Origin of the sequence: Paenibacillus sp. FSL R10-2771 (assembly GCF_038000205.1) — a bacterium.
Classification (GTDB): domain Bacteria; phylum Bacillota; class Bacilli; order Paenibacillales; family Paenibacillaceae; genus Paenibacillus_AQ; species Paenibacillus_AQ phytohabitans.
In genome coordinates this window covers 2832137-2849598 of the sequence record NZ_JBBOBM010000001.1, presented here as the reverse complement: position 1 = coordinate 2849598, position 17462 = coordinate 2832137, and the positions used below count along the sequence as shown (strand labels likewise).

Here is a 17462-nt window from a genome sequence, read left to right as displayed (position 1 = left end):
TGCCGCCCTTTTGCAAGGACGGCAAGGTCATTTCTCTTAGAATTCCATTACTTTCTTCACTGCCGCAATGACACGCGCCGGTGTAGGAATCCAGGAATCCTCGATTTGTGCGAACGGGAAGATTGTATCAGGGCCAGCTACACGAAGCACAGGAGCTTCAAGATGCAGCAGAGCTTTTTCATTAATTTGAGCAATCACTTCAGCGGCTACGCCGGAGCTCTTTTGTGCTTCTTGGACTACAATGGCACGGTTGGTCTTCTTAATAGAAGCGACAATCGTATCGATATCAATCGGGCTAACCGTACGCAAGTCGATAATTTCGGCTTTGATGCCGTCTTTTTCGAGCTGATCGGCCGCTTTGGTAGCAGTATGTACCATCAGGCCGTAAGTGATGATTGAGACATCAGTTCCTTCGCGTACTACATTAGCTTTACCCAATTCAACGGTGTATTCACCTTCAGGCACTTCTGCACGGAAAGCATGGTACAGGTTCAAGTGCTCCATGAAGAATACAGGGTCATTGTCGCGGATCGAAGCGATCAGCAGTCCCTTGGCATCGTATGGATTGGAAGGAATAACAACCTTGATACCCGGGCTCTGGGCAATCAGGCCTTCCAGGGAATCGGTATGAAGTTCGGCTGCTTTAACGCCGCCGCCGAATGGAGTGCGGAAGACTACAGGAGCATTGTATCTGCCCCCGGAACGCCAGCGCAGGCGGGCAGCCTGAATGACGATTTGATCAAGTGCTTCGAAGATGAAGCCTACGAACTGGATTTCGGCAATCGGGCGGAAACCCTGTACGCCGAGACCGAAAGCCAAACCTCCGATTGCGGATTCAGCCAGCGGAGTATCGAAGACACGCTCCTCGCCAAATTCCTTTTGCAGCCCTTCCGTTACACGGAACACGCCGCCTACATTACCAACATCCTCTCCGAAGATAAGAACATTGGGGTCACGAGTCAGTTCAACGCGCATTGCGTCACGAATTGCTTCTTTCATATTCATCTGTGCCATTGCCTGATATCCCCCTTATTCAAAATCGGCTTTTTGTTCTTCAAGATGTTTCGGAGTTACCTCGAACATGCTGTCGATCAAGCCGGGAATGGTCATTTTTTCGGTCTGTTCTGCTTTTTTAATCTGCTCGTTCACAGTTGCTTTCGCTTCTTCTCTTACGCGCAGAGTGTCTTCTTCGGTCCAAAGGCCTTTTTTCTCCAGGTACTTGGCAAGACGGGCAATCGGATCTTTCTCATTCCATTGTCCTTCTTCTTCCTTGGAGCGGTATTTACTGGCGTCATCGGACAGGGAATGTGGACGGAAACGGTAAGTTACGGCTTCAATCAATGTCGCGCCTTCGCCTTTACGGGCACGTTCAGCAGCCTGCTGAACAGCGGAGATTACCGCGAACACGTCCATACCATCGATCTTGATTCCCGGAATGCCTGCTGCAACCGCTTTGTGGGCGATCGATTTAGCTGCCGTCTGCTTCGCGAACGGAGTTGTAATCGCATAGCCGTTGTTCTGAACAAAGAAGATTACAGGAAGTTTGAAGACACCTGCATAGTTAAGGCCTTCATAGAAGTCACCTTCGGATGAACCGCCGTCACCTGTATAAGTAATAGCTACATTAGCTTGTTTCTTCAATTTGAATCCCATTGCAATACCGGTAGCATGCAGGATCTGTGCTCCGATAATGATCTGCGGCATAAGTACATTTACGCCTTCAGGAATCTGTCCGCCGTGCTGATGTCCGCGGGAATACAGGAAAGCCTGATATAATGGAAGTCCATGCCATACCAGCTGTGGAATATCGCGGTAGCCCGGGCAGACGAAATCTTCCTTCTGCAAAGCGAACTCGCTGCCGATCATCGTAGCTTCCTGACCGGATACCGGTGCATAGAAGCCGAGACGGCCTTGACGGCCCAGGTTGACGGCACGGTCATCCCAAGTACGGGTAAATACCATACGGTACATAATTTCTTTCAGTTGGTCATCGGTAAGATCAGGCATCATTTCCTTGTTGATAACTTCTCCATCCGGGGAAAGTACCGAAAGGGCTTCAACGTCCTCTGTATACACTTCATAAGGAACTCTAGTCATTATCTTCACCTCAATAAAAAAATTTGAATATCAGTGGTCTCTGTTATAGAATTATTATACACCTGTTGTAGCTGTTTCGTCAAAGAAATACGCATAAAATTTATGTTTCCATAAATTTTGTATGTATAACAGGCTTTGGAATATCCTATAACAGATAGAAGGATATTATTCAAGTAAATGATATATCCCACATTTGCCGCTTGGGTAATTTTAACGTAACACTTAGTCTAATGCAAAAATCCGACATGAAAGGTGACGATTGGACAATGAGCGAACCTGTTTTTCTGAAACGTACAATAGTGAAACAAACACTGTGGAGCGAGCATCTGCAGGAGGAACGCAAGCTGCGCATTTATCTTCCTCCCGGCTATAACGAAGTCCTCAGTTACCCGGTGGTCTACTGCCAGGACGGGGAAGAATTCTTCAACTTCGGCCGGATCGCCACGCTTGCCGGGCAGCTGATTCTGGAGCAGGATGTGGATCCCTTCATTATAGTGGGTGTCGAAGTGAACGTAGCTGTCCGCACCGAAGAATACGCTCCGTTTGGCAGCCGCTTTAAGCAGTACCTTGCATGCTTCGCCGAAGAGATTATTCCCTTCATTGAACATAATTATCCTGTACGGCGTACGCCGGAAGAACGAATCATCGCCGGCGATTCCCTGGGCGGCAGTGTCTCCCTGCATCTTGCCCTGGCTTATCCCGCCTTATTCAACCGTGTGCTCAGCCTCTCCGGCGCCTATTACCCCGAAACCCGCCAACAGCTGGAACAGGAAGATGATCTCTCCTGGCTTCAGATCAATATGGTCGTCGGTCTGCAGGAGCGAGACTACAAGACTGATACCGGAATCTACGATTTCGTAGAAATGAACAGGGAAACCAAAGCGATGCTGGAGTCAAGGGGAGCCACCGTATCCTACCGTGAGAAGGACGGCCGCCATCTCTGGGGATTCTGGCAAAAAGAGCTACCGGAATCATTACTCTATTTCTTCAACCGCTGAAACAGCCTTTAAGGCCTAAAAAGTGAACATCTTCCGAACTTATGTACGTTGTGCAGGTGAGTGCGCTTTCAGTACAGGGCGGGCATACGGTGCCCGTCCTTAAATGTAAGGACGGCAACCGGTCATGCTGCGGATCTATGCCTGCTACAGCTTCTCGGTAATAATACGTTCCAGCAGCACTTCACAGCCGGCATTCACCAGATCATATACCTGCTCGAAATTTCCGGTAAAATACGGGTCCGGCACTTCACGAAGCTCCTCGTCCGGCAGCAGATCCATGAAGAATAACAGCTCCGACTTCTCGCCTCCGGGAATTTTGCGAACATTGTCCCCATTGGACTTGTCCATGCAGATTATATATTGAAACTTCTCAAAATCTTCGCCGCTTACCAGCCGGGCTGTCATGTGCTCATAGCTGATTCCATGCAAATCCAGAATCCCTCTTGTGCCCTCATGCGGCATCTTGCCGATATGCCAGTCTCCGGTTCCGGCTGAATCCACAGTGATTTGACTGGACAATTGCCGCTGCTCTATTTTGTGGCGCAGAACTGCTTCAGCCATCGGCGAACGGCAAATATTGCCCAGACATACGAATAACACGTTTACGATCTCTCTCACCCCCCGTGACCATTTATGCCTTCCAATCCGCGGATAAGTCTTGCGGCGAAATGCATCTGACTTCATTTTAGCGTTATGGCAGCAATTGTACAACTTTTCAAACTGCATTATACTGTTCAGGGTGACTAACTTAATAGCCACAACAAGGAGGGGATCACATTGCCATCTGGGCGTGTTGTCATATTTGCAGGCGGTGAGCTATCACCGGATGGTTTGCACCTATTAGATGAAGAGGATTTTATTATCGGAGCGGACCGGGGGGCACTTTTCCTGATTGATCACGGATACACACCTGATATTGCCGTCGGAGATTTCGATTCCGTCTCCCCCGAAGCGCTGCTGCTGATACAGGCGGGAAGCAAGGAAACCATCAGCTGTGATCCGGTCAACAAGGACCTGACGGACAGTGAAATGGCGCTGGATCTTGCCCTGAATACACAGCCTGAGTCCATTCTCCTTATGGGTGTAACCGGAACCCGTATGGACCATACACTGGCCAGTATCCAGATGATGACCCGGGCACTGCAGCGTCAGGTCGCCTGTTCTATCATGGATGCGAATAACTATATTACGCTGACCGGCTCGCATGCTGTAGTCGAGGAACGCGGGTATACCTATGTCTCTCTGCTGCCTTTGACACCGGAGGTTACAGGAATTACGCTGCAGGGTTTTCAATATCCGCTGGAGAATGCCACCCTTAAGCTGGGCCAGTCTCTGGCCGTAAGTAATGTGCTGCTTGCCGCTAGCGGAACGGTTACTATTGAGAGCGGACTTCTGCTGATTATCCAGAGTAAAGACTGATTACATAGGTTTTTAGAGACATCACTGTAACCTTTGTTTCAAAAATGTAAAGCCGGGAATCTCCTTACACAGTAAGGTTTCCCGGCTTTTTTCTATGCCTGTTCAAGCTAAATATTAATATTTTGTAACTTTTAATGAGATTTTAATAAAACGCTTACAACGTAGACCCAGCCTGCATTTGAAGCCTCTGCTCCATAATTTAGGAAATAGATAACCTGCTATACTACGAATCAGAGAAAGAAACTAGAAAGATAAACACAAACCTGGGAGGTATTACTACATGAATAAGCAACAATGGTTTAAGCAAGCAATTGCTATTGGAATGTGCACAACAATCGGGCTCGGCACCCTAATGGCTACCGGAGCAGGCACAGCCCCTGCTGCTGCCGCATCCGTATCCTCTTCCGCTGTCACAGCAGAATCCGTTTCCGCATCTTCAACCGGCTCAAGTATTGTCAGCTTCGGCAAAAAATATCTGGGTACGCGCTACCAGTTCGGTGCATCCACTTCTACTACAAGATACTTTGACTGCTCTTCATTCACGAAATATATTTTCAAGAAATATGGCGTTAACCTGCCGCGTACTTCCGTAGCCCAATCTAAAGTCGGATCATCCGTGAGCAAGGCCAATCTGCGCGTCGGCGATTTGGTGTTCTTCTCCAGCGGAAGCCGGGCAACAGGCAAGAATGTAACGCATGTAGCAGTCTATGCAGGCAATGGCAAGATTCTCCACACCTACGGTTCACCTGGAGTAACGCTTTCAGATCTGAATTCGGGCAACTGGAAAAAAACCTACCTGAAAGCACGCCGCGTACTGTAAACGCATCTGATCAGCTCTCTCTTATTAAATATTAAACGTGCTTCATTCACGATTTGTTGCAAGTCCATAGCACGGTTCTCAAAAAAGCCGGAGAGTCAGTTAAGTATTCCCTAACCTGTGACACCGCTCTCCGGCGCCCGCAGTACATATCCGGTTCCTCGTACCGTATGTATCAGTTTATTCCGGTGGCCCTTGTCTATCTTCATACGGATATGCCGGATGTAGACATCCACCACATTAGTGTCAGCGTGAAAATGATACCCCCATACCTGCTGTAAAATCTCGTTTCTGGGACAGATTTCACCCAGATTAACGGCAAGATAGTACAATAGGTCGAATTCCTTGGGGGTCATCTTCAGCTCTATTCCGTCCCGGCTGACCTGCCGGCGGCTGGGATCGAGCAATAAGCCATCCACCTTAAGCAGCGAAGCCGCTCCTCTGCGGCGTCCGGTAAGCTTCAATAAATTGAGCACCCTGCATTTGAACTCACCGGTATGTACAGGCCTCGCCATATATTCATTGCCCCCTGCATCAAAAGCTGATACAGCTGCCGGGCCACGCGCCTCTTCATCCCCTCCGGATATCACCATCACCGGCAGAACCATCCCCCCTTCCCGCATTTCTGACACTACCCTCCAGCCTGACCAGCCTGCGGGTTCACCCAGCTCTGCGAGCAGCAGCACTGGTTCTTGACCAGACAACAACAAGCGAAGATCCTCTACATCTTCGCTTGTTGCTGTCTTCATACCCAGCTCACGGATTGCGGCTTCAAGCTCCACACGCCCCTCTTCCCGTTTCTTGCATTCCGCCTCAGATTCCCGCACCTCCGGCGCCGGACCGGGCGCATACCAGGCAATGATTTCATTCACAATGAAGTCCCCCACCTTCCACCTTTGTACCGGCTGTACCGGCGCAGATGAAGCTTAGAGTTCCCGTAAAGCAAAGAGACCATTCCAGGGAATAGTCTCTTTGCTTTACTTTGCTTAGGCTACGGACGATTAATTCACGAAGTCAATCTCCTGGAAATCAGCTACCTCTACCTCCCAGCGTTTTGCAACAAATGCCTGATGCTCGGGATGGCTATTATAGGCATCATAAGCCGCCTGATCTTCGAACTCCATCGAGAAGCCATACCGGAAGTCACATTTCACACTGACCTGGCGCAGCACCTCGAAATTCTTCACTACCGGAATGGCGCTGAGGATCTCCGCTCCGTCCCGCAGGAAGGCAGCAGTCTCCGCAGAGTCCGGGGCATGCTTCAATGTAAAAATAGCCATATGCCTGATTGTTCCGTTCTTCATCTTATCCTCCCCTTCGTTACCCGAAATACCGGTGATAGAAGCTGCGTGCCGCAGCAATATCACTGGTTCCATGAATCAATGCCCTCCCGTCGGCAAACACAACCATACGGTAAGGCTCCTCTGTAAAGGAGACCAGGTACGGATTGCTCTCTACCTTGCCGCTATTCAGCCTGGAGAGGCGGGCGGCAGTCTCCTGCAGATTGAGGCTCCGGCGCTGCGCCGGGCGGATCTGCACCGTATCCCGGCCGCAGAGCACATCGCTGCGTTCTGTGTTAGCTGCAGACAGATACGGATAGACCGGACGGTCACCGCAGGATGGACAGTCTACCTTTTTCGCCGCCTTGACGCCAATCTCCTGCTGCTCGCTCTGCCAGACATCGAATGTCAGCAGCTTGCCGCGCAGCTTCTCTTTGTACCCGCCGAGCAGCTTCAGCGCCTCAGCCGTTCCATTCGCCGTAACCATCTGTACAGCTTGCGGCAGAATGCCGGCCGTATCACAGGTATCCCCGCCCAGCGGGATAGTACCCAGCAGACAATTCAGACAGGGCGTTTCACCCGGCAGGATGGTGTATGTAATTCCGTAGCTTCCGACACAGGCGCCATAGATCCAGGGAATGCCGTGTTTTTGCGCCAGGTCATTCATGATCAGCCGGGTGTCGAAGTTATCCGTCCCGTCCATAATCAGATCCACCCCCGGAAGCAGGCTCTCCATCTCCTCTGCACGCACATCCAGTACATGGGCTTCAAGCACGATTTCCGAGTTAATCTCCATGAGTCTGGATTTGGCCGCAGCCGCTTTGGGCATCCTCAGACGGGCATCCTCTTCCGTATACAGTTGCTGACGCTGCAGATTGCTCCACTCTACATAATCGCGGTCCACAAGGATGAGCCGGCCTACCCCGCAGCGCGCCAAAGTCTCGGCAATCCCTGTACCCAATGCGCCCATTCCTACTATCAGCACACTTGAACGCGCCAGTCCCTGCTGCCCCGCAGCCCCGAACGGAGTAAAGCGGACCTGTCTTGAATACCTTCCGTCCCGTCCCGCCGCTGATGCCGGAGCCGGTTTGTCATTGTCATTAGGACCCATTCCTGAACAGCCCCCTTTATCCGATAGAAAATGTTTATTCCATTTATCACTCTATATTATGAAAATCCGGGAAACAGCGCCTTGCAGCGCTCCTCCCCGGACGTTGTAATTCATCTATACAGTCTGAGCAGACCACTGCTCCACATTCCATACCTTCGTTACCCAATCCTCGTAGAATTCCGGTTCATGGGAGACAAGCAGAATCGTCCCTTTGTATTCCTGCAGCGCCCGTTTGAGCTCTGCCTTGGCAACAATATCAAGGTGATTCGTAGGCTCATCGAACAGAATCCAGTTGCTCTCACGCATCAGCAGCTTACACAGACGTACTTTGGCCTGCTCGCCACCGCTCAGCATGCTAAGCGGACGGGTAATATGTTCATTCTTCAGCCCGCAGCGTGCCAGATGGCCACGTACTTCATTCTGGGTGAGACTTGAGAATTCATTCCATACATCCTCAATCGGGGTAATATTCTCCGCCTTCATTTCCTGCTGGAAATACGCTGAACTCAGGTAATCCCCCAGATAGGTTTTGCCGCTGTAGGTCGGGATTACGCCTAGAATCGTTTTGAGCAGCGTGGATTTGCCGACACCATTGTACCCGACAATAGCAATCTTCTCTCCGCGTTCAATCATCATATTCAGCTTGCTTGGCAGCAGCGGACGATCATAACCAATCTCGAAGTCAACGCCTTCGAACACGGTCTTCCCGCTGGCCCGGCTCTCTTTGAACTGGAAGGTCGGCTTCATCGCCTCTTCCGGACGGTCAATCCGTTCCAGACGTCCAAGCTGCTTCTCGCGGCTCTTGGCCCGGCCCGATGTGGAAGCCCGCGCTTTATTGCGCTGGATGAAGTCTTCCTGCTTTTTGATGAAATCCTGCTGCTTCTCATACGCATCAATGTGCTGGGCTTTGTTCATCCCCGCCATTTCCAGGAATTTCTCGTAGTTTGCCGTATAGCGGGTCAGCTTCGAGAACTCCAGATGATAGATCACATCTACGATTTTATTCATAAATTCCGTATCATGGGAGATCAGCATGAAGGCATACGGATAATTTTTCAGATAATTGGTCAGCCAGTCAATATGCTCCACATCGAGATAGTTCGTAGGCTCATCGAGCAGCAGCACATTCGGTTTCTCCAGCAGCAGCTTCGCCAGCAGAACCTTGGTCCGCTGCCCCCCGCTCAGGCTGGTTACGTCCCGGTCCAGACCGATTGCCGACAGGCCGAGGCCGCCCGCCATATCCTCCACCTTCACATCAATCATATAAAAGTCGCCGATGTCCAGCTGTTCCTGAATCGTGCCCATCTGATCCAGCAGCGTTTCCAGCTCTTCGGGAGTGGCGTCGCCCATTTTATCAGTAATGGCCAGCATTTCAGCCTCCAGCTCCAGCAGCGGCAGGAAGGCATCTTTAAGCACATCGCGTACCGTTTTGCCTGCCGTAAGCTGGGTGTGCTGATCGAGATAGCCGTAACGGACACGCGGAGTCCACTCTAATTTGCCGCTGTCCTTCAACAATTTACCGGTCAAAATATTCATCAGCGTCGACTTACCCACGCCGTTAGCTCCAACAATTCCTACATGCTCTCCATCCAGCAGGCGGAAAGATACATCCTTGAACAATACCCGGTCCCCAAAGTTGTGGGAAACGTCTTCTACAGTAAGTAAACTCATAAATTCTCCGCAAGCTCCTGTCTATATTATAAATATTACGAAACGGGTTAAGCACATACATCACTCCATTCTAGCACACCTATGTCCTGCGCCGAAATAGAAAATAAGCCTAATTCCTGCAAAACACGCAGAAAAAGTAGTGATTTCAACGTTTTTTCTGAAATATTCCACTGTTTTTTGCAGAAAATCGTTTGTCCGTTCCCAGTCCAAGCATCTCTCCAACCGCTTGACCCAGCTTGCCTTTGGGCTGAAAAGGGTCCTGCTGAAGCGGCAGGCTGCACACCTTGGCATGTCCCAAAGCAGAAGCCAGAAGCGCTGCTGAACCGCCGGCCAGCGGCAGACAGATCCGCCAGTCCGGCTGAGGGGTGAGACCGCTGCGGCGCAGCCAGTGCAGCGTATCCTCCAGCCGCCAATCCGCCCCGGAGGCCACCAGCACCGGCCTGCCGCTGGCCGTGAAGGCGGGCAGCGCCCCTTCGTAACCGCCTGTCCCCAGATCCAGAACCACGAAGGAATACGACTTCCCCGTCCGCTGAGGCAGTCCGTCAGCAGGCGCAAGCTTCCAGAAATCTACGTTGCTCCAGGTAAAGGGATGCTCCGGCAGCACTACACCATGGCTGGCACTTCTTTCAGGCACTTCTGCCATTCCTTTAATGCGATTAAATACTTGCGCTTCAGGAGCGCATTCCACCCAGGCGGTGTGGCCAGTCTGCGACAAATAATGGCTCACAGCCAGTGAAGTATGCGTTGTCCCCAGTCCCGGAGCTACGCCCAGCACAGCCACTACTAAGGTCTGCCGGGACTGCAGCCTAACAGAAGCGGCCTGTAAATCCGGCTTATGCTCCGGCGCTGTCAGCTCTGCGGCTTCGGCTTCAAGCGGTTCAAGCGCTGACAGCACCTCCTGGGCACTGCCGTACCGCTCCTCCGGATGATGACGCAGTAGGCGCCGTATTACCGGAATCAACCGGTCCGGAATGCTGCCATGCAGCTTCCGTTCCATTCCCGGCTGCCAGCTGCTGAATTGTCCGCCGGAAGCCATGTACAGCAGCAGCGCACCCAGCCCGTACAGGTCAGACAGAGGACTGCTCTGTGCACTGCCATATTGCTCCGGGGCAGCGAAGCCGGCGGTTCCCAGCTTCTCCGTGTCTTCATCAGATCCGGTTCTCAGCTTACGCGCAATACCGAAATCAATTAGCCGCAGCTCATGAGGCCCGGTCAGCATAATATTGGAGGGCTTCAGGTCACGGTATACGATCGGCGGATGATGACTGTGCAGGTATTGCAGGACCTCCAGCAGCTGCCTGGCATAGCTGATAATCCGCCCTCCCGTAAGGGCTGCCGGATGCTCAATCATGGATTGATGCAGGGTTACCCCTTCAATGTAATCCATCACCAGATAACTATAGCCGTCATGGTCCGGCGGGAAGAAATCGCCAACCCTGGGCAGCTTAGGATGATTCAGTGAGATCAGCAGCTCTGCTTCTGCCTGGATGGCTCCAATTCGATGCCCGCCCCCTTCCAGTATCACACTTTCCTTTACCGCCCATATCTTTCCCGGCAGCCGCAAATCCTCTGCCAGATATACACGGCTCATTCCTCCTGCACCGATAAGTCCGGTAATACTGTAACGTCCTCCAAGGATTTGTCCGGTTGTCAGCTTGCCCGCTACATTCATCTTTTTTCCTCCTTATTGTCACACAAAAAAGGGAAAGCATCCGCCGTCAGCACCTGGTACCGGCATGAAGCCGGCGGTGCAGATAGCGGGATGCTTTCCCTTTATCCATGAACCTAATTAATATTTAATCATATAAAGTGTAATTTCATCGCGGTTGTGGAACAGCTGCTTCGCACGCTGAATCTGCATCCGTTCACCTTCGAACATGGCAATAATCTCTTTGATCATCGCCAGCGGCTTCTTATGCATCAGCTTCACCGTGACAATGGCTGTACCGCCCGGGGTCAGACTATGGAGCAGTCCGGTAACCAGCTTCGCCATCAGCTTGGGACTCCAGCTCATATCGCAGACCAGCAGATCAAATTCATTCTCGCGGAATTTGACCTCCCCGGCATTTTTACGCAGAATCTTGAGTCCGGGATAATTACGCAGCGATTCATGCATCAGGGCCGGATCCACAGCGGTTACCTTAAGGCCGCGTTCCAGCAGGAACGAGGTCCAGCCGCCCGGGGAAGCGCCGATATCCACCGCATTCTTGAAGCTGTAGAACGGAATGGCGAATTCCTTCTCCGCCTCCATCAGCTTGAATTTAGCCCGTGAGATCTGCCCGTCCTCCTTGCGGAAGCGGATCATCCCGCCGTTCCAGCTGGAGAGATTCTCTTCCGGCCGGGATACACCGGCATACAGGGCTTCTCCATCTGCATATACGGACACCACCCATGCCGGCTTCTGTACGGTGAATTCTGCACCCAGACTGTCAAGCCGGCCCTGCAGCCACTCCCGCAGCTCTCCCGGGCTGTCTTCCCAGAAGGACGTGCTGCCCTTGCGGACATGCAGCGAGACCTTCTCACCCTCCAGCTCTGTCCGCCGGCTTAAGTATACGGCCAGCCTGTCCATAGCAGACATATCGCCTGTGTCCTGGAACTGCACCGGCTGGATATGGCGCAGGAAGATCGGCAGGTTCTGTGCCAGCATCCGCGATACCTCTTCAGGCTCTGCCTCCAGCGTTGCCAGGAACACTTCACCCGGCAGCAGCAAAGTACTTTTCACTGCTCCGAACAGGCGGCGCAGCTCCTCTTGTGCATAGGGAGCAAAGCCGTGATTCGCGGTGCAGATGTATCTTGAAATTATTTTCTCATCAGGAGCCAGATTTGGCTCGAGGGGTTCTTGCGTAAAATCATTCAAATCGATGTGCCTCCAGGTCTTATTTTTATCCAGGGACGGCCGCTATCCCATTCAACATCAACAGGTATATCGAAAGTGTCCATCAGCATTTCCCTAGTCAGCACTTCTTCCTTGGGGCCGGCTCCCGCCAGCTTCCCGTCACGGATCAGCGCTACATGGGTGAAGAGAGGTACAATCTCCTCTACATGATGCGTTACATACACTACAGCAACATTGCGCTGCTTCAGCTTGTCGATCTCGGCCAGCATCTTCTCACGCTCGTAGAGATCAAGGCCGGCGCAAGGCTCGTCCATGATCAGCAGCTTGGGCTCGGCTATCAGGCAGCGTGCCAGCATCGCTTTCTTGCGTTCCCCCTGGGACAGGGTACCAAAAGGATGGTACGCCAGTTCGCTGAGATTCATATCCTCCAGCAGCTTCAGCGCCTGATCCTGCACACTTTGCGGGATTGCCTGATAGAAGCGCAAGTAGGCATAAGCGCCAGTTGCGACGACTTCCCATACGGGATCGCTGAGCGAGAGCTTTTCCATCAGGGACGGACCAATATAGCCGATTTCCTTGCGCACCTCACGTACATCACACTGGCCGAATTTGTAGCCCAGCACTTCAACGGAACCCTTGCTTGGAAACAGGTAACCGGTCATCATTTCCAGCAAGGTGGTTTTACCGGAGCCGTTACGCCCGAGAATTACCCAGTTCTCGCCTTGCTTCATTTCCAGAGATACATCATCAAGAATCAGGCTTTGTTCCCTGCGCAGGGAAAGATGTTGTAAAGATATCATTATGAGGTCACTCTCCTTATGTAATCCAGTACCCGTTCTACCGAGCCCATTGAATAAAAGATTTCCGGTTCAGCGCGGCGGTCCGCCGGCACTACCATCAGTGCAGGCACACTGGATATACGGTACGTATTAATAAGTCCGGGCAGCATATTTACGTTGCCCTCAGCAATCAGAAGTCCGGGCGGCAGCAGATGCTGCGCAACCTCCAGCATACGACGTGCGGCCTTGCAGGTCCCGCACAGCGGGGTATACAAGAACACTGCAAGAGGTTCTCCCGGCCTTCCGAGCAGCTCCATCAGCTCTTCCTGATTCATATCCTTCATCCAGCCGCCGCTCCTGCAGCAATTTCCTGCAGCCTCTCCAGCCCAAGCGGGCCATTGTGCAGCTGTGTGCCGGCAGGCACGGCCGGATACAAGATTTCGTACATTTCCTTGCGCGCCTCAAGGCTGGAGGTGTGCAGATAGATTTCCCGCGGGAATAATCCTTCGAGCACCATCCTTTTGACCACTTCACCGCCGCAGAAATCGTCCGGGCCCATATCATAATCAAGCGACAGAATATCAACCGGGCCGCTGCGCAGCATCAGCAGACACTCTCCGGTGGTTCTGGCCAGCGCAAAACCGGAAGGCCGTCTTCTCATATCGTCCATATATATATTCATCACGATTCATCCTCCGCTTCAAACCAATGCCTGACTACAGCAATTTCCGCCCTGTGAGTGCCGTCAGGCCCTTTTTCCGTTTCCATCGCAATCGCTGCCACCTTGCGCAGAGGAGCAGAAGTCAGCAGTTCTCTCAGCGCCTTAACTCCAATATGGCCTTGCCCGATCTGAGCATGTCTGTCCCGCCTCGAGCCGCAGGGGAACTGGGAGTCGTTCAGATGTACGGCAGCAAGATGCGGCCAGTAACCAAGTGCTTGCCCCCTCTGCAGCAGCTCATCCGTATGCTGCGGATTCCAAATCCCTGATGCAAAGGCATGACAGGTATCGAAGCAGAAGCCGATTTTCTCCGGATAGCGGCTCAGTTCACGGACTTTAACCAGCTCTTCCAGCGTCATGCCTTCATGGCCGTGATTGCCTGCCATGTTCTCAATCAGCAGCTTTGTCTGGCCTTCCCATCCTGACAGGGTGTCATTTATACATTGTATAATATTTTGATAGCCTTGTAATGGCTCCATTCCGGCAAAATGGCCAAAATGCACCACAATGCCCAGGGATCCGCAAGCCTCGGCGATCTCCAGATCATTGCGCAGCGAAGCAGCCATAACGGCTCTGCCTGCGGAATCTGCAGCCAGATTAGTCGGATAAGGGGTATGGGCTATGGAGACCATCCCCTGTTCCCGGCAATAACTGGCACAGCTGCGGGCATCCCGGTAGTCAACCGGCTTAAGCTTCAGACTGCGCGGATTCTTCGGGAAATATTGGAAACATGACGCGCCGCTCTCCCTGGCGAACCGGGCAGCCTGCCCGTATCCGCCGCGTATGCTGACATGTGCCCCTATACCGGGATTAAGCGTCATGCTGACAATCCGGGCAATAAAATACCTTGCGTCCGGACTGCTCTGTCTTGATAATCGTTCCCCCGCCGCGCAGGCAGGGTTCGCCGCCGCGGTCATACACTTTACAAGCATTGTTGTAAGAACCGGTAACCGTATCTCCGGTCATGAACGGCATTTCCATATAACCGCCAATCTCGGTTGCCTCCGTCAGTACCTTGCGCACACTGTCATACAGCCGGGTTACTGCCTCCGGTGACAGATTCTGAACGAGCGTAGACGGCAGAAGTCTTGCTTCAAAGGCAATCTCGTCGGCATAACAATTGCCGATTCCAGCCATAACATGCTGGTTGACCAGCAGACTCTTCAGCGCACCGCGGCGTCCTTTGAGCAGAGCGGCGAAGCGTTCAGCCGTCATCCTCCGGTCCAGCAGCTCCGGTCCAAGCTTACCCATTGCCGCTTCACTTTCCTTAACAGACAGGAGATGCAGATAACCCAGGCGCAGGCCCATGAAATAAAGGATATGCTCTCCAAAAGCCAGTTCAACCTGAGTAGTCCGGTCCGGACGCTCTTCCTCTGTCCCATAGAACAAAAGTCCGCCCAGCATCAGATGAAGCAGCAGTCTTCTGCCGTCATGCAGATGGAAAAGGATATGCTTGGCACGGCGCTCTACGAACACAACACGCGCCCCAACCAGTCCGTTCACGAAATCCGCGGTCTCCATATTGATTGTTTTTTCTCTGTTAACGGTTACCCCCGTAATTGGAACATTTATTAAATGCTGGCTCAGCAGCTTTCTGTAATTCTCCATTTCCGGCAATTCCGGCATATTGTCATCTTCCCTTCCAGGTTGGTAAAAGGCATACCTTTGTCATTATACACCGAGCAGTACCATTAGTTCAGCTAAATCAGCACAAATTTCATCCGGCTTAACTCCTGTAACAGTCTGGTAGTGCTCCAGATTATCGCGTGTGGTCAGACCCGTCAGCACCAGTATCGTGCGGCACCCTGCATTTACACCGGCAGAAATGTCTGTACGCATGTTATCTCCGACTACAACCGCTTCCTCAGGTGTGATCCCCAGCAATGTTGTCGCATAGGTAATCAGATGGGATTCCGGTTTGCCGATTACTACAGGTGACACTCCGCTGGCTGCTTCAATTGCAGCTCCAAGGGTTCCGGCGCCGGGCATCACCCCGTCATCGGAGGGGAGCATCAGGTCCGGGTTGGTCAGCACAAACCTGGCTCCTTCCCGGATCCAGCGCGAGGCCCGGGCCAGCGATTCATATGTAAAAGAACGGTCGATGCCCTGGACAACATATTGCGGATTCTCCGTGACCAGGGTCAACCCCGCCTCGGCGCAGGCCTGCACCAGTCCCTCTTCTCCAAGTATCGCCACGGTTGCTTCCGGTGATTCCTCAGCAATGTAGCGTGCCGCAGCAAGCGATGAGGTGCAGACCTCTTCCGGATTCGCGTCAATTCCCATCCCGCGCAGATGAGCAGCAACACTTGCTGCTGTGCGTGAAGAGTTATTCGTGACAAACAGGAACGGTACAGCCGCTCTACGCAGCGCTGCTATCAACCGATCTGCATCCGGAATCATCCGGCCGCCGTGATACAAGGTTCCGTCCAGATCAATTAACAAACCACCTATATTGTTCATAATACCCCCTGTTTGAGTCCCGTTTATTTAATTCATCGCATTAATTGTTAATGCTATAAAATATTTTCGCAATTTTCTAACCATTTCCCGCTATAGCCCACTGTTATTAAGTTTTTTAATGGTATCCTAGCTTTTCCGCTACTCCGTTTCGCCAATTTCTCTACTGCTTCGTACGCTTAAAGCTCTCCAACTATTTAAAATTTAACATACTTCGTCGAACGATAGCGAACCGCAGTACCGGCAGGCTTTTTATGGCACAGCCCTGTCATTTCCTGCGCTTTCCCGGAAAATAATTCATTCCCCGGGGGCATTTCCCGCGGCTCTCCGGTGGACCGGGAAGGTGCAGAATTCCTCCGCCAGCAGTGTATTCGGGAAGATGGCCTGCGCCTCTTCCAGGAGTGGAATCAGCTCCTCCTGTGAGCTGTACCGCGAGCTGAAGTGGGTCAGCAGCAGTTCACGCCCGCCTGCCTCACGTGCCAGCTCCGCAGCTTGCCGGGCTGTACTGTGATGATACTGGTAGGCCATATCCGCCAGGTCATGAGCAAAGGTAGCCTCATGAATGATCAGATCAGCATCCTGTGCCAGCGGCAGTGTTCCCTCGCAAGGACGGGTATCGCCCAGAATAGTAACAATACGGCCGCGTTTCGGCGCATGGATCACATCCGCTGCCCGGATTACAGTCCCGTCTTCAGTTGTAATATCTTCGCCTCTCTTCAGCTTGCCGTACAGCGGTCCCGGCTTCAGCCCGTAACTCTTAAGCAGCTCTGCATCGAGGTTGCCCGGACTGTCTTTCTCCGTTACCCGGTACCCATAGCTGTCAATTCTATGCTCCAGCAGTCCCGACTCAACCTTGAACGTGTCATCCTCAAATACAAGCCCGCCGCAGTGCTCGATAATCTCAAGCTTGTAAGGGATTCGCGACTGGCTTGCGGACAGTGAAATATCCAGATAAGCTTTGATCCCCGGGGGTCCATACACTGTAAGCGGTGATGTACCGCCCTGATAGCCACGGCTCGACAGCAGCCCCGGAAGGCCGAACAAGTGGTCACCATGCAAATGGGTGATAAACAGCTTCTCCAGCTTGCCCAGCCGCAGCGGTGAACGGAGAACCTGATGCTGCGTCCCTTCTCCGCAATCGAACATCCAGAACGTACGCCGTTCTTCAAGCAGCCTGAGGGCGATTGAGGTTACATTCCGCTGCAGTGTCGGTACCCCGGCATTTGTTCCCAAGAAATAAATTTCCATTATGCCCCTCCTCTCTTCTCTTGTACTTCTC

General features: G+C 52.3%; 19 protein-coding genes. 3 read left to right on the top strand and 16 right to left on the bottom strand.

Going from position 1 to position 17462, the window contains the following annotated elements; all coding sequences use genetic code 11:
* Window positions 1-36: 36 nt before the first annotated feature.
* Together NSU14_RS12425 and pdhA are read right to left on the bottom strand one after the other, a co-directional pair.
* The gene (locus NSU14_RS12425; RefSeq protein ID WP_042137842.1) at window positions 37-1014 is read right to left on the bottom strand and encodes an alpha-ketoacid dehydrogenase subunit beta; all 978 of its coding nucleotides are present in this window, start codon (window positions 1012-1014) and stop codon (window positions 37-39) included.
* 15 nt (window positions 1015-1029) lie between these two features.
* On the bottom strand, window positions 1030-2097 hold the full coding sequence (pdhA, locus tag NSU14_RS12420; protein WP_039299153.1) for a pyruvate dehydrogenase (acetyl-transferring) E1 component subunit alpha: 1068 nt from the start codon (window positions 2095-2097) through the stop codon (window positions 1030-1032).
* Between the two features lie 266 nt (window positions 2098-2363).
* Between pdhA and NSU14_RS12415 the strand changes: the two genes are divergently transcribed.
* A complete protein-coding gene (locus NSU14_RS12415) occupies window positions 2364-3095 on the top strand; it encodes an alpha/beta hydrolase (RefSeq protein WP_042137844.1) in 732 nt (243 codons plus the stop codon).
* Window positions 3096-3239: 144 nt separating this feature from the next.
* Here NSU14_RS12415 and NSU14_RS12410 read toward each other — a convergent pair whose 3' ends face one another.
* A complete protein-coding gene (locus NSU14_RS12410) occupies window positions 3240-3704 on the bottom strand; it encodes a low molecular weight protein-tyrosine-phosphatase (RefSeq protein ID WP_042141256.1) in 465 nt (154 codons plus the stop codon).
* A gap of 168 nt (window positions 3705-3872) precedes the next feature.
* On the opposite strand from NSU14_RS12410, the gene NSU14_RS12405 reads away from it, so the two are divergent.
* Window positions 3873-4514, top strand: a complete 642-nt coding sequence (locus NSU14_RS12405; protein WP_076243015.1) for a thiamine diphosphokinase — start codon at window positions 3873-3875, stop codon at window positions 4512-4514.
* Window positions 4515-4794: 280 nt separating this feature from the next.
* Window positions 4795-5334, top strand: a complete 540-nt coding sequence (locus NSU14_RS12400) for a C40 family peptidase (protein ID WP_042137848.1) — start codon at window positions 4795-4797, stop codon at window positions 5332-5334.
* 110 nt (window positions 5335-5444) lie between these two features.
* Here NSU14_RS12400 and NSU14_RS12395 read toward each other — a convergent pair whose 3' ends face one another.
* From NSU14_RS12395 to rnz, 13 genes are all read right to left on the bottom strand, one after another.
* The gene (locus tag NSU14_RS12395; protein WP_340945049.1) at window positions 5445-6203 is read right to left on the bottom strand and encodes a response regulator transcription factor; all 759 of its coding nucleotides are present in this window, start codon (window positions 6201-6203) and stop codon (window positions 5445-5447) included.
* A 129-nt stretch (window positions 6204-6332) separates the two neighbouring features.
* Window positions 6333-6635: a Dabb family protein gene (locus NSU14_RS12390; protein ID WP_340945047.1), complete on the bottom strand. Its 303-nt coding sequence runs from the start codon at window positions 6633-6635 to the stop codon at window positions 6333-6335.
* Between the two features lie 16 nt (window positions 6636-6651).
* A complete protein-coding gene (locus NSU14_RS12385; protein WP_336101794.1) occupies window positions 6652-7722 on the bottom strand; it encodes a ThiF family adenylyltransferase in 1071 nt (356 codons plus the stop codon).
* A gap of 114 nt (window positions 7723-7836) precedes the next feature.
* Window positions 7837-9393 (bottom strand): ABC-F family ATP-binding cassette domain-containing protein, encoded by a 1557-nt coding sequence (locus NSU14_RS12380; RefSeq protein ID WP_042137854.1) that lies wholly within the window; start codon window positions 9391-9393, stop codon window positions 7837-7839.
* 145 nt (window positions 9394-9538) lie between these two features.
* Window positions 9539-11065, bottom strand: coding sequence for a serine/threonine protein kinase (locus NSU14_RS12375; RefSeq protein ID WP_340945041.1), 1527 nt, complete (start codon window positions 11063-11065; stop codon window positions 9539-9541).
* Between the two features lie 117 nt (window positions 11066-11182).
* Window positions 11183-12250, bottom strand: a complete 1068-nt coding sequence (locus NSU14_RS12370; protein ID WP_083705283.1) for an SAM-dependent methyltransferase — start codon at window positions 12248-12250, stop codon at window positions 11183-11185.
* Complete coding sequence (locus NSU14_RS12365) at window positions 12247-13029, bottom strand: ABC transporter ATP-binding protein (protein ID WP_042137857.1); 783 nt, start codon at window positions 13027-13029, stop codon at window positions 12247-12249. The genes NSU14_RS12370 and NSU14_RS12365 overlap by 4 nt, the downstream gene beginning before the upstream one ends.
* On the bottom strand, window positions 13029-13352 hold the full coding sequence (locus tag NSU14_RS12360) for a thioredoxin family protein (protein WP_042137858.1): 324 nt from the start codon (window positions 13350-13352) through the stop codon (window positions 13029-13031). Before NSU14_RS12360 ends, NSU14_RS12365 begins: the two co-directional genes overlap by 1 nt.
* Window positions 13349-13690 (bottom strand): cyclic-phosphate processing receiver domain-containing protein, encoded by a 342-nt coding sequence (locus tag NSU14_RS12355; protein ID WP_305954186.1) that lies wholly within the window; start codon window positions 13688-13690, stop codon window positions 13349-13351. The genes NSU14_RS12360 and NSU14_RS12355 overlap by 4 nt, the downstream gene beginning before the upstream one ends.
* Window positions 13690-14547 (bottom strand): deoxyribonuclease IV, encoded by an 858-nt coding sequence (locus tag NSU14_RS12350; protein ID WP_042137860.1) that lies wholly within the window; start codon window positions 14545-14547, stop codon window positions 13690-13692. Before NSU14_RS12350 ends, NSU14_RS12355 begins: the two co-directional genes overlap by 1 nt.
* Window positions 14537-15352, bottom strand: coding sequence for an Fpg/Nei family DNA glycosylase (locus NSU14_RS12345; protein ID WP_042137862.1), 816 nt, complete (start codon window positions 15350-15352; stop codon window positions 14537-14539). Before NSU14_RS12345 ends, NSU14_RS12350 begins: the two co-directional genes overlap by 11 nt.
* A gap of 45 nt (window positions 15353-15397) precedes the next feature.
* The gene (locus NSU14_RS12340) at window positions 15398-16186 is read right to left on the bottom strand and encodes a TIGR01457 family HAD-type hydrolase (protein ID WP_042137864.1); all 789 of its coding nucleotides are present in this window, start codon (window positions 16184-16186) and stop codon (window positions 15398-15400) included.
* A 294-nt stretch (window positions 16187-16480) separates the two neighbouring features.
* Window positions 16481-17431: a ribonuclease Z gene (rnz, locus tag NSU14_RS12335; RefSeq protein WP_042137866.1), complete on the bottom strand. Its 951-nt coding sequence runs from the start codon at window positions 17429-17431 to the stop codon at window positions 16481-16483.
* Between the last annotated feature and the right edge of the window lie 31 nt (window positions 17432-17462).

Excerpts from the sequence above, each read along its gene's own strand:
- NSU14_RS12340 (WP_042137864.1), bottom strand. The coding sequence starts at position 16,186 with ATGAACAATATAGGTGGTTTGTTAATTGATCTGGACGGAACCTTGTAT.
- NSU14_RS12390 (WP_340945047.1), bottom strand. The coding sequence starts at position 6,635 with ATGAAGAACGGAACAATCAGGCATATGGCTATTTTTACATTGAAGCAT.
- NSU14_RS12425 (WP_042137842.1), bottom strand. The coding sequence starts at position 1,014 with ATGGCACAGATGAATATGAAAGAAGCAATTCGTGACGCAATGCGCGTT.
- NSU14_RS12365 (WP_042137857.1), bottom strand. The coding sequence starts at position 13,029 with ATGATATCTTTACAACATCTTTCCCTGCGCAGGGAACAAAGCCTGATT.
- rnz (WP_042137866.1), bottom strand. The coding sequence starts at position 17,431 with ATGGAAATTTATTTCTTGGGAACAAATGCCGGGGTACCGACACTGCAG.
- NSU14_RS12415 (WP_042137844.1), top strand. The coding sequence starts at position 2,364 with ATGAGCGAACCTGTTTTTCTGAAACGTACAATAGTGAAACAAACACTG.
- NSU14_RS12345 (WP_042137862.1), bottom strand. The coding sequence starts at position 15,352 with ATGCCGGAATTGCCGGAAATGGAGAATTACAGAAAGCTGCTGAGCCAG.
- NSU14_RS12380 (WP_042137854.1), bottom strand. The coding sequence starts at position 9,393 with ATGAGTTTACTTACTGTAGAAGACGTTTCCCACAACTTTGGGGACCGG.
- pdhA (WP_039299153.1), bottom strand. The coding sequence starts at position 2,097 with ATGACTAGAGTTCCTTATGAAGTGTATACAGAGGACGTTGAAGCCCTT.
- NSU14_RS12400 (WP_042137848.1), top strand. The coding sequence starts at position 4,795 with ATGAATAAGCAACAATGGTTTAAGCAAGCAATTGCTATTGGAATGTGC.
- NSU14_RS12385 (WP_336101794.1), bottom strand. The coding sequence starts at position 7,722 with ATGGGTCCTAATGACAATGACAAACCGGCTCCGGCATCAGCGGCGGGA.
- NSU14_RS12355 (WP_305954186.1), bottom strand. The coding sequence starts at position 13,690 with ATGAATATATATATGGACGATATGAGAAGACGGCCTTCCGGTTTTGCG.
- NSU14_RS12350 (WP_042137860.1), bottom strand. The coding sequence starts at position 14,547 with ATGACGCTTAATCCCGGTATAGGGGCACATGTCAGCATACGCGGCGGA.
- NSU14_RS12360 (WP_042137858.1), bottom strand. The coding sequence starts at position 13,352 with ATGAAGGATATGAATCAGGAAGAGCTGATGGAGCTGCTCGGAAGGCCG.
- NSU14_RS12375 (WP_340945041.1), bottom strand. The coding sequence starts at position 11,065 with ATGAATGTAGCGGGCAAGCTGACAACCGGACAAATCCTTGGAGGACGT.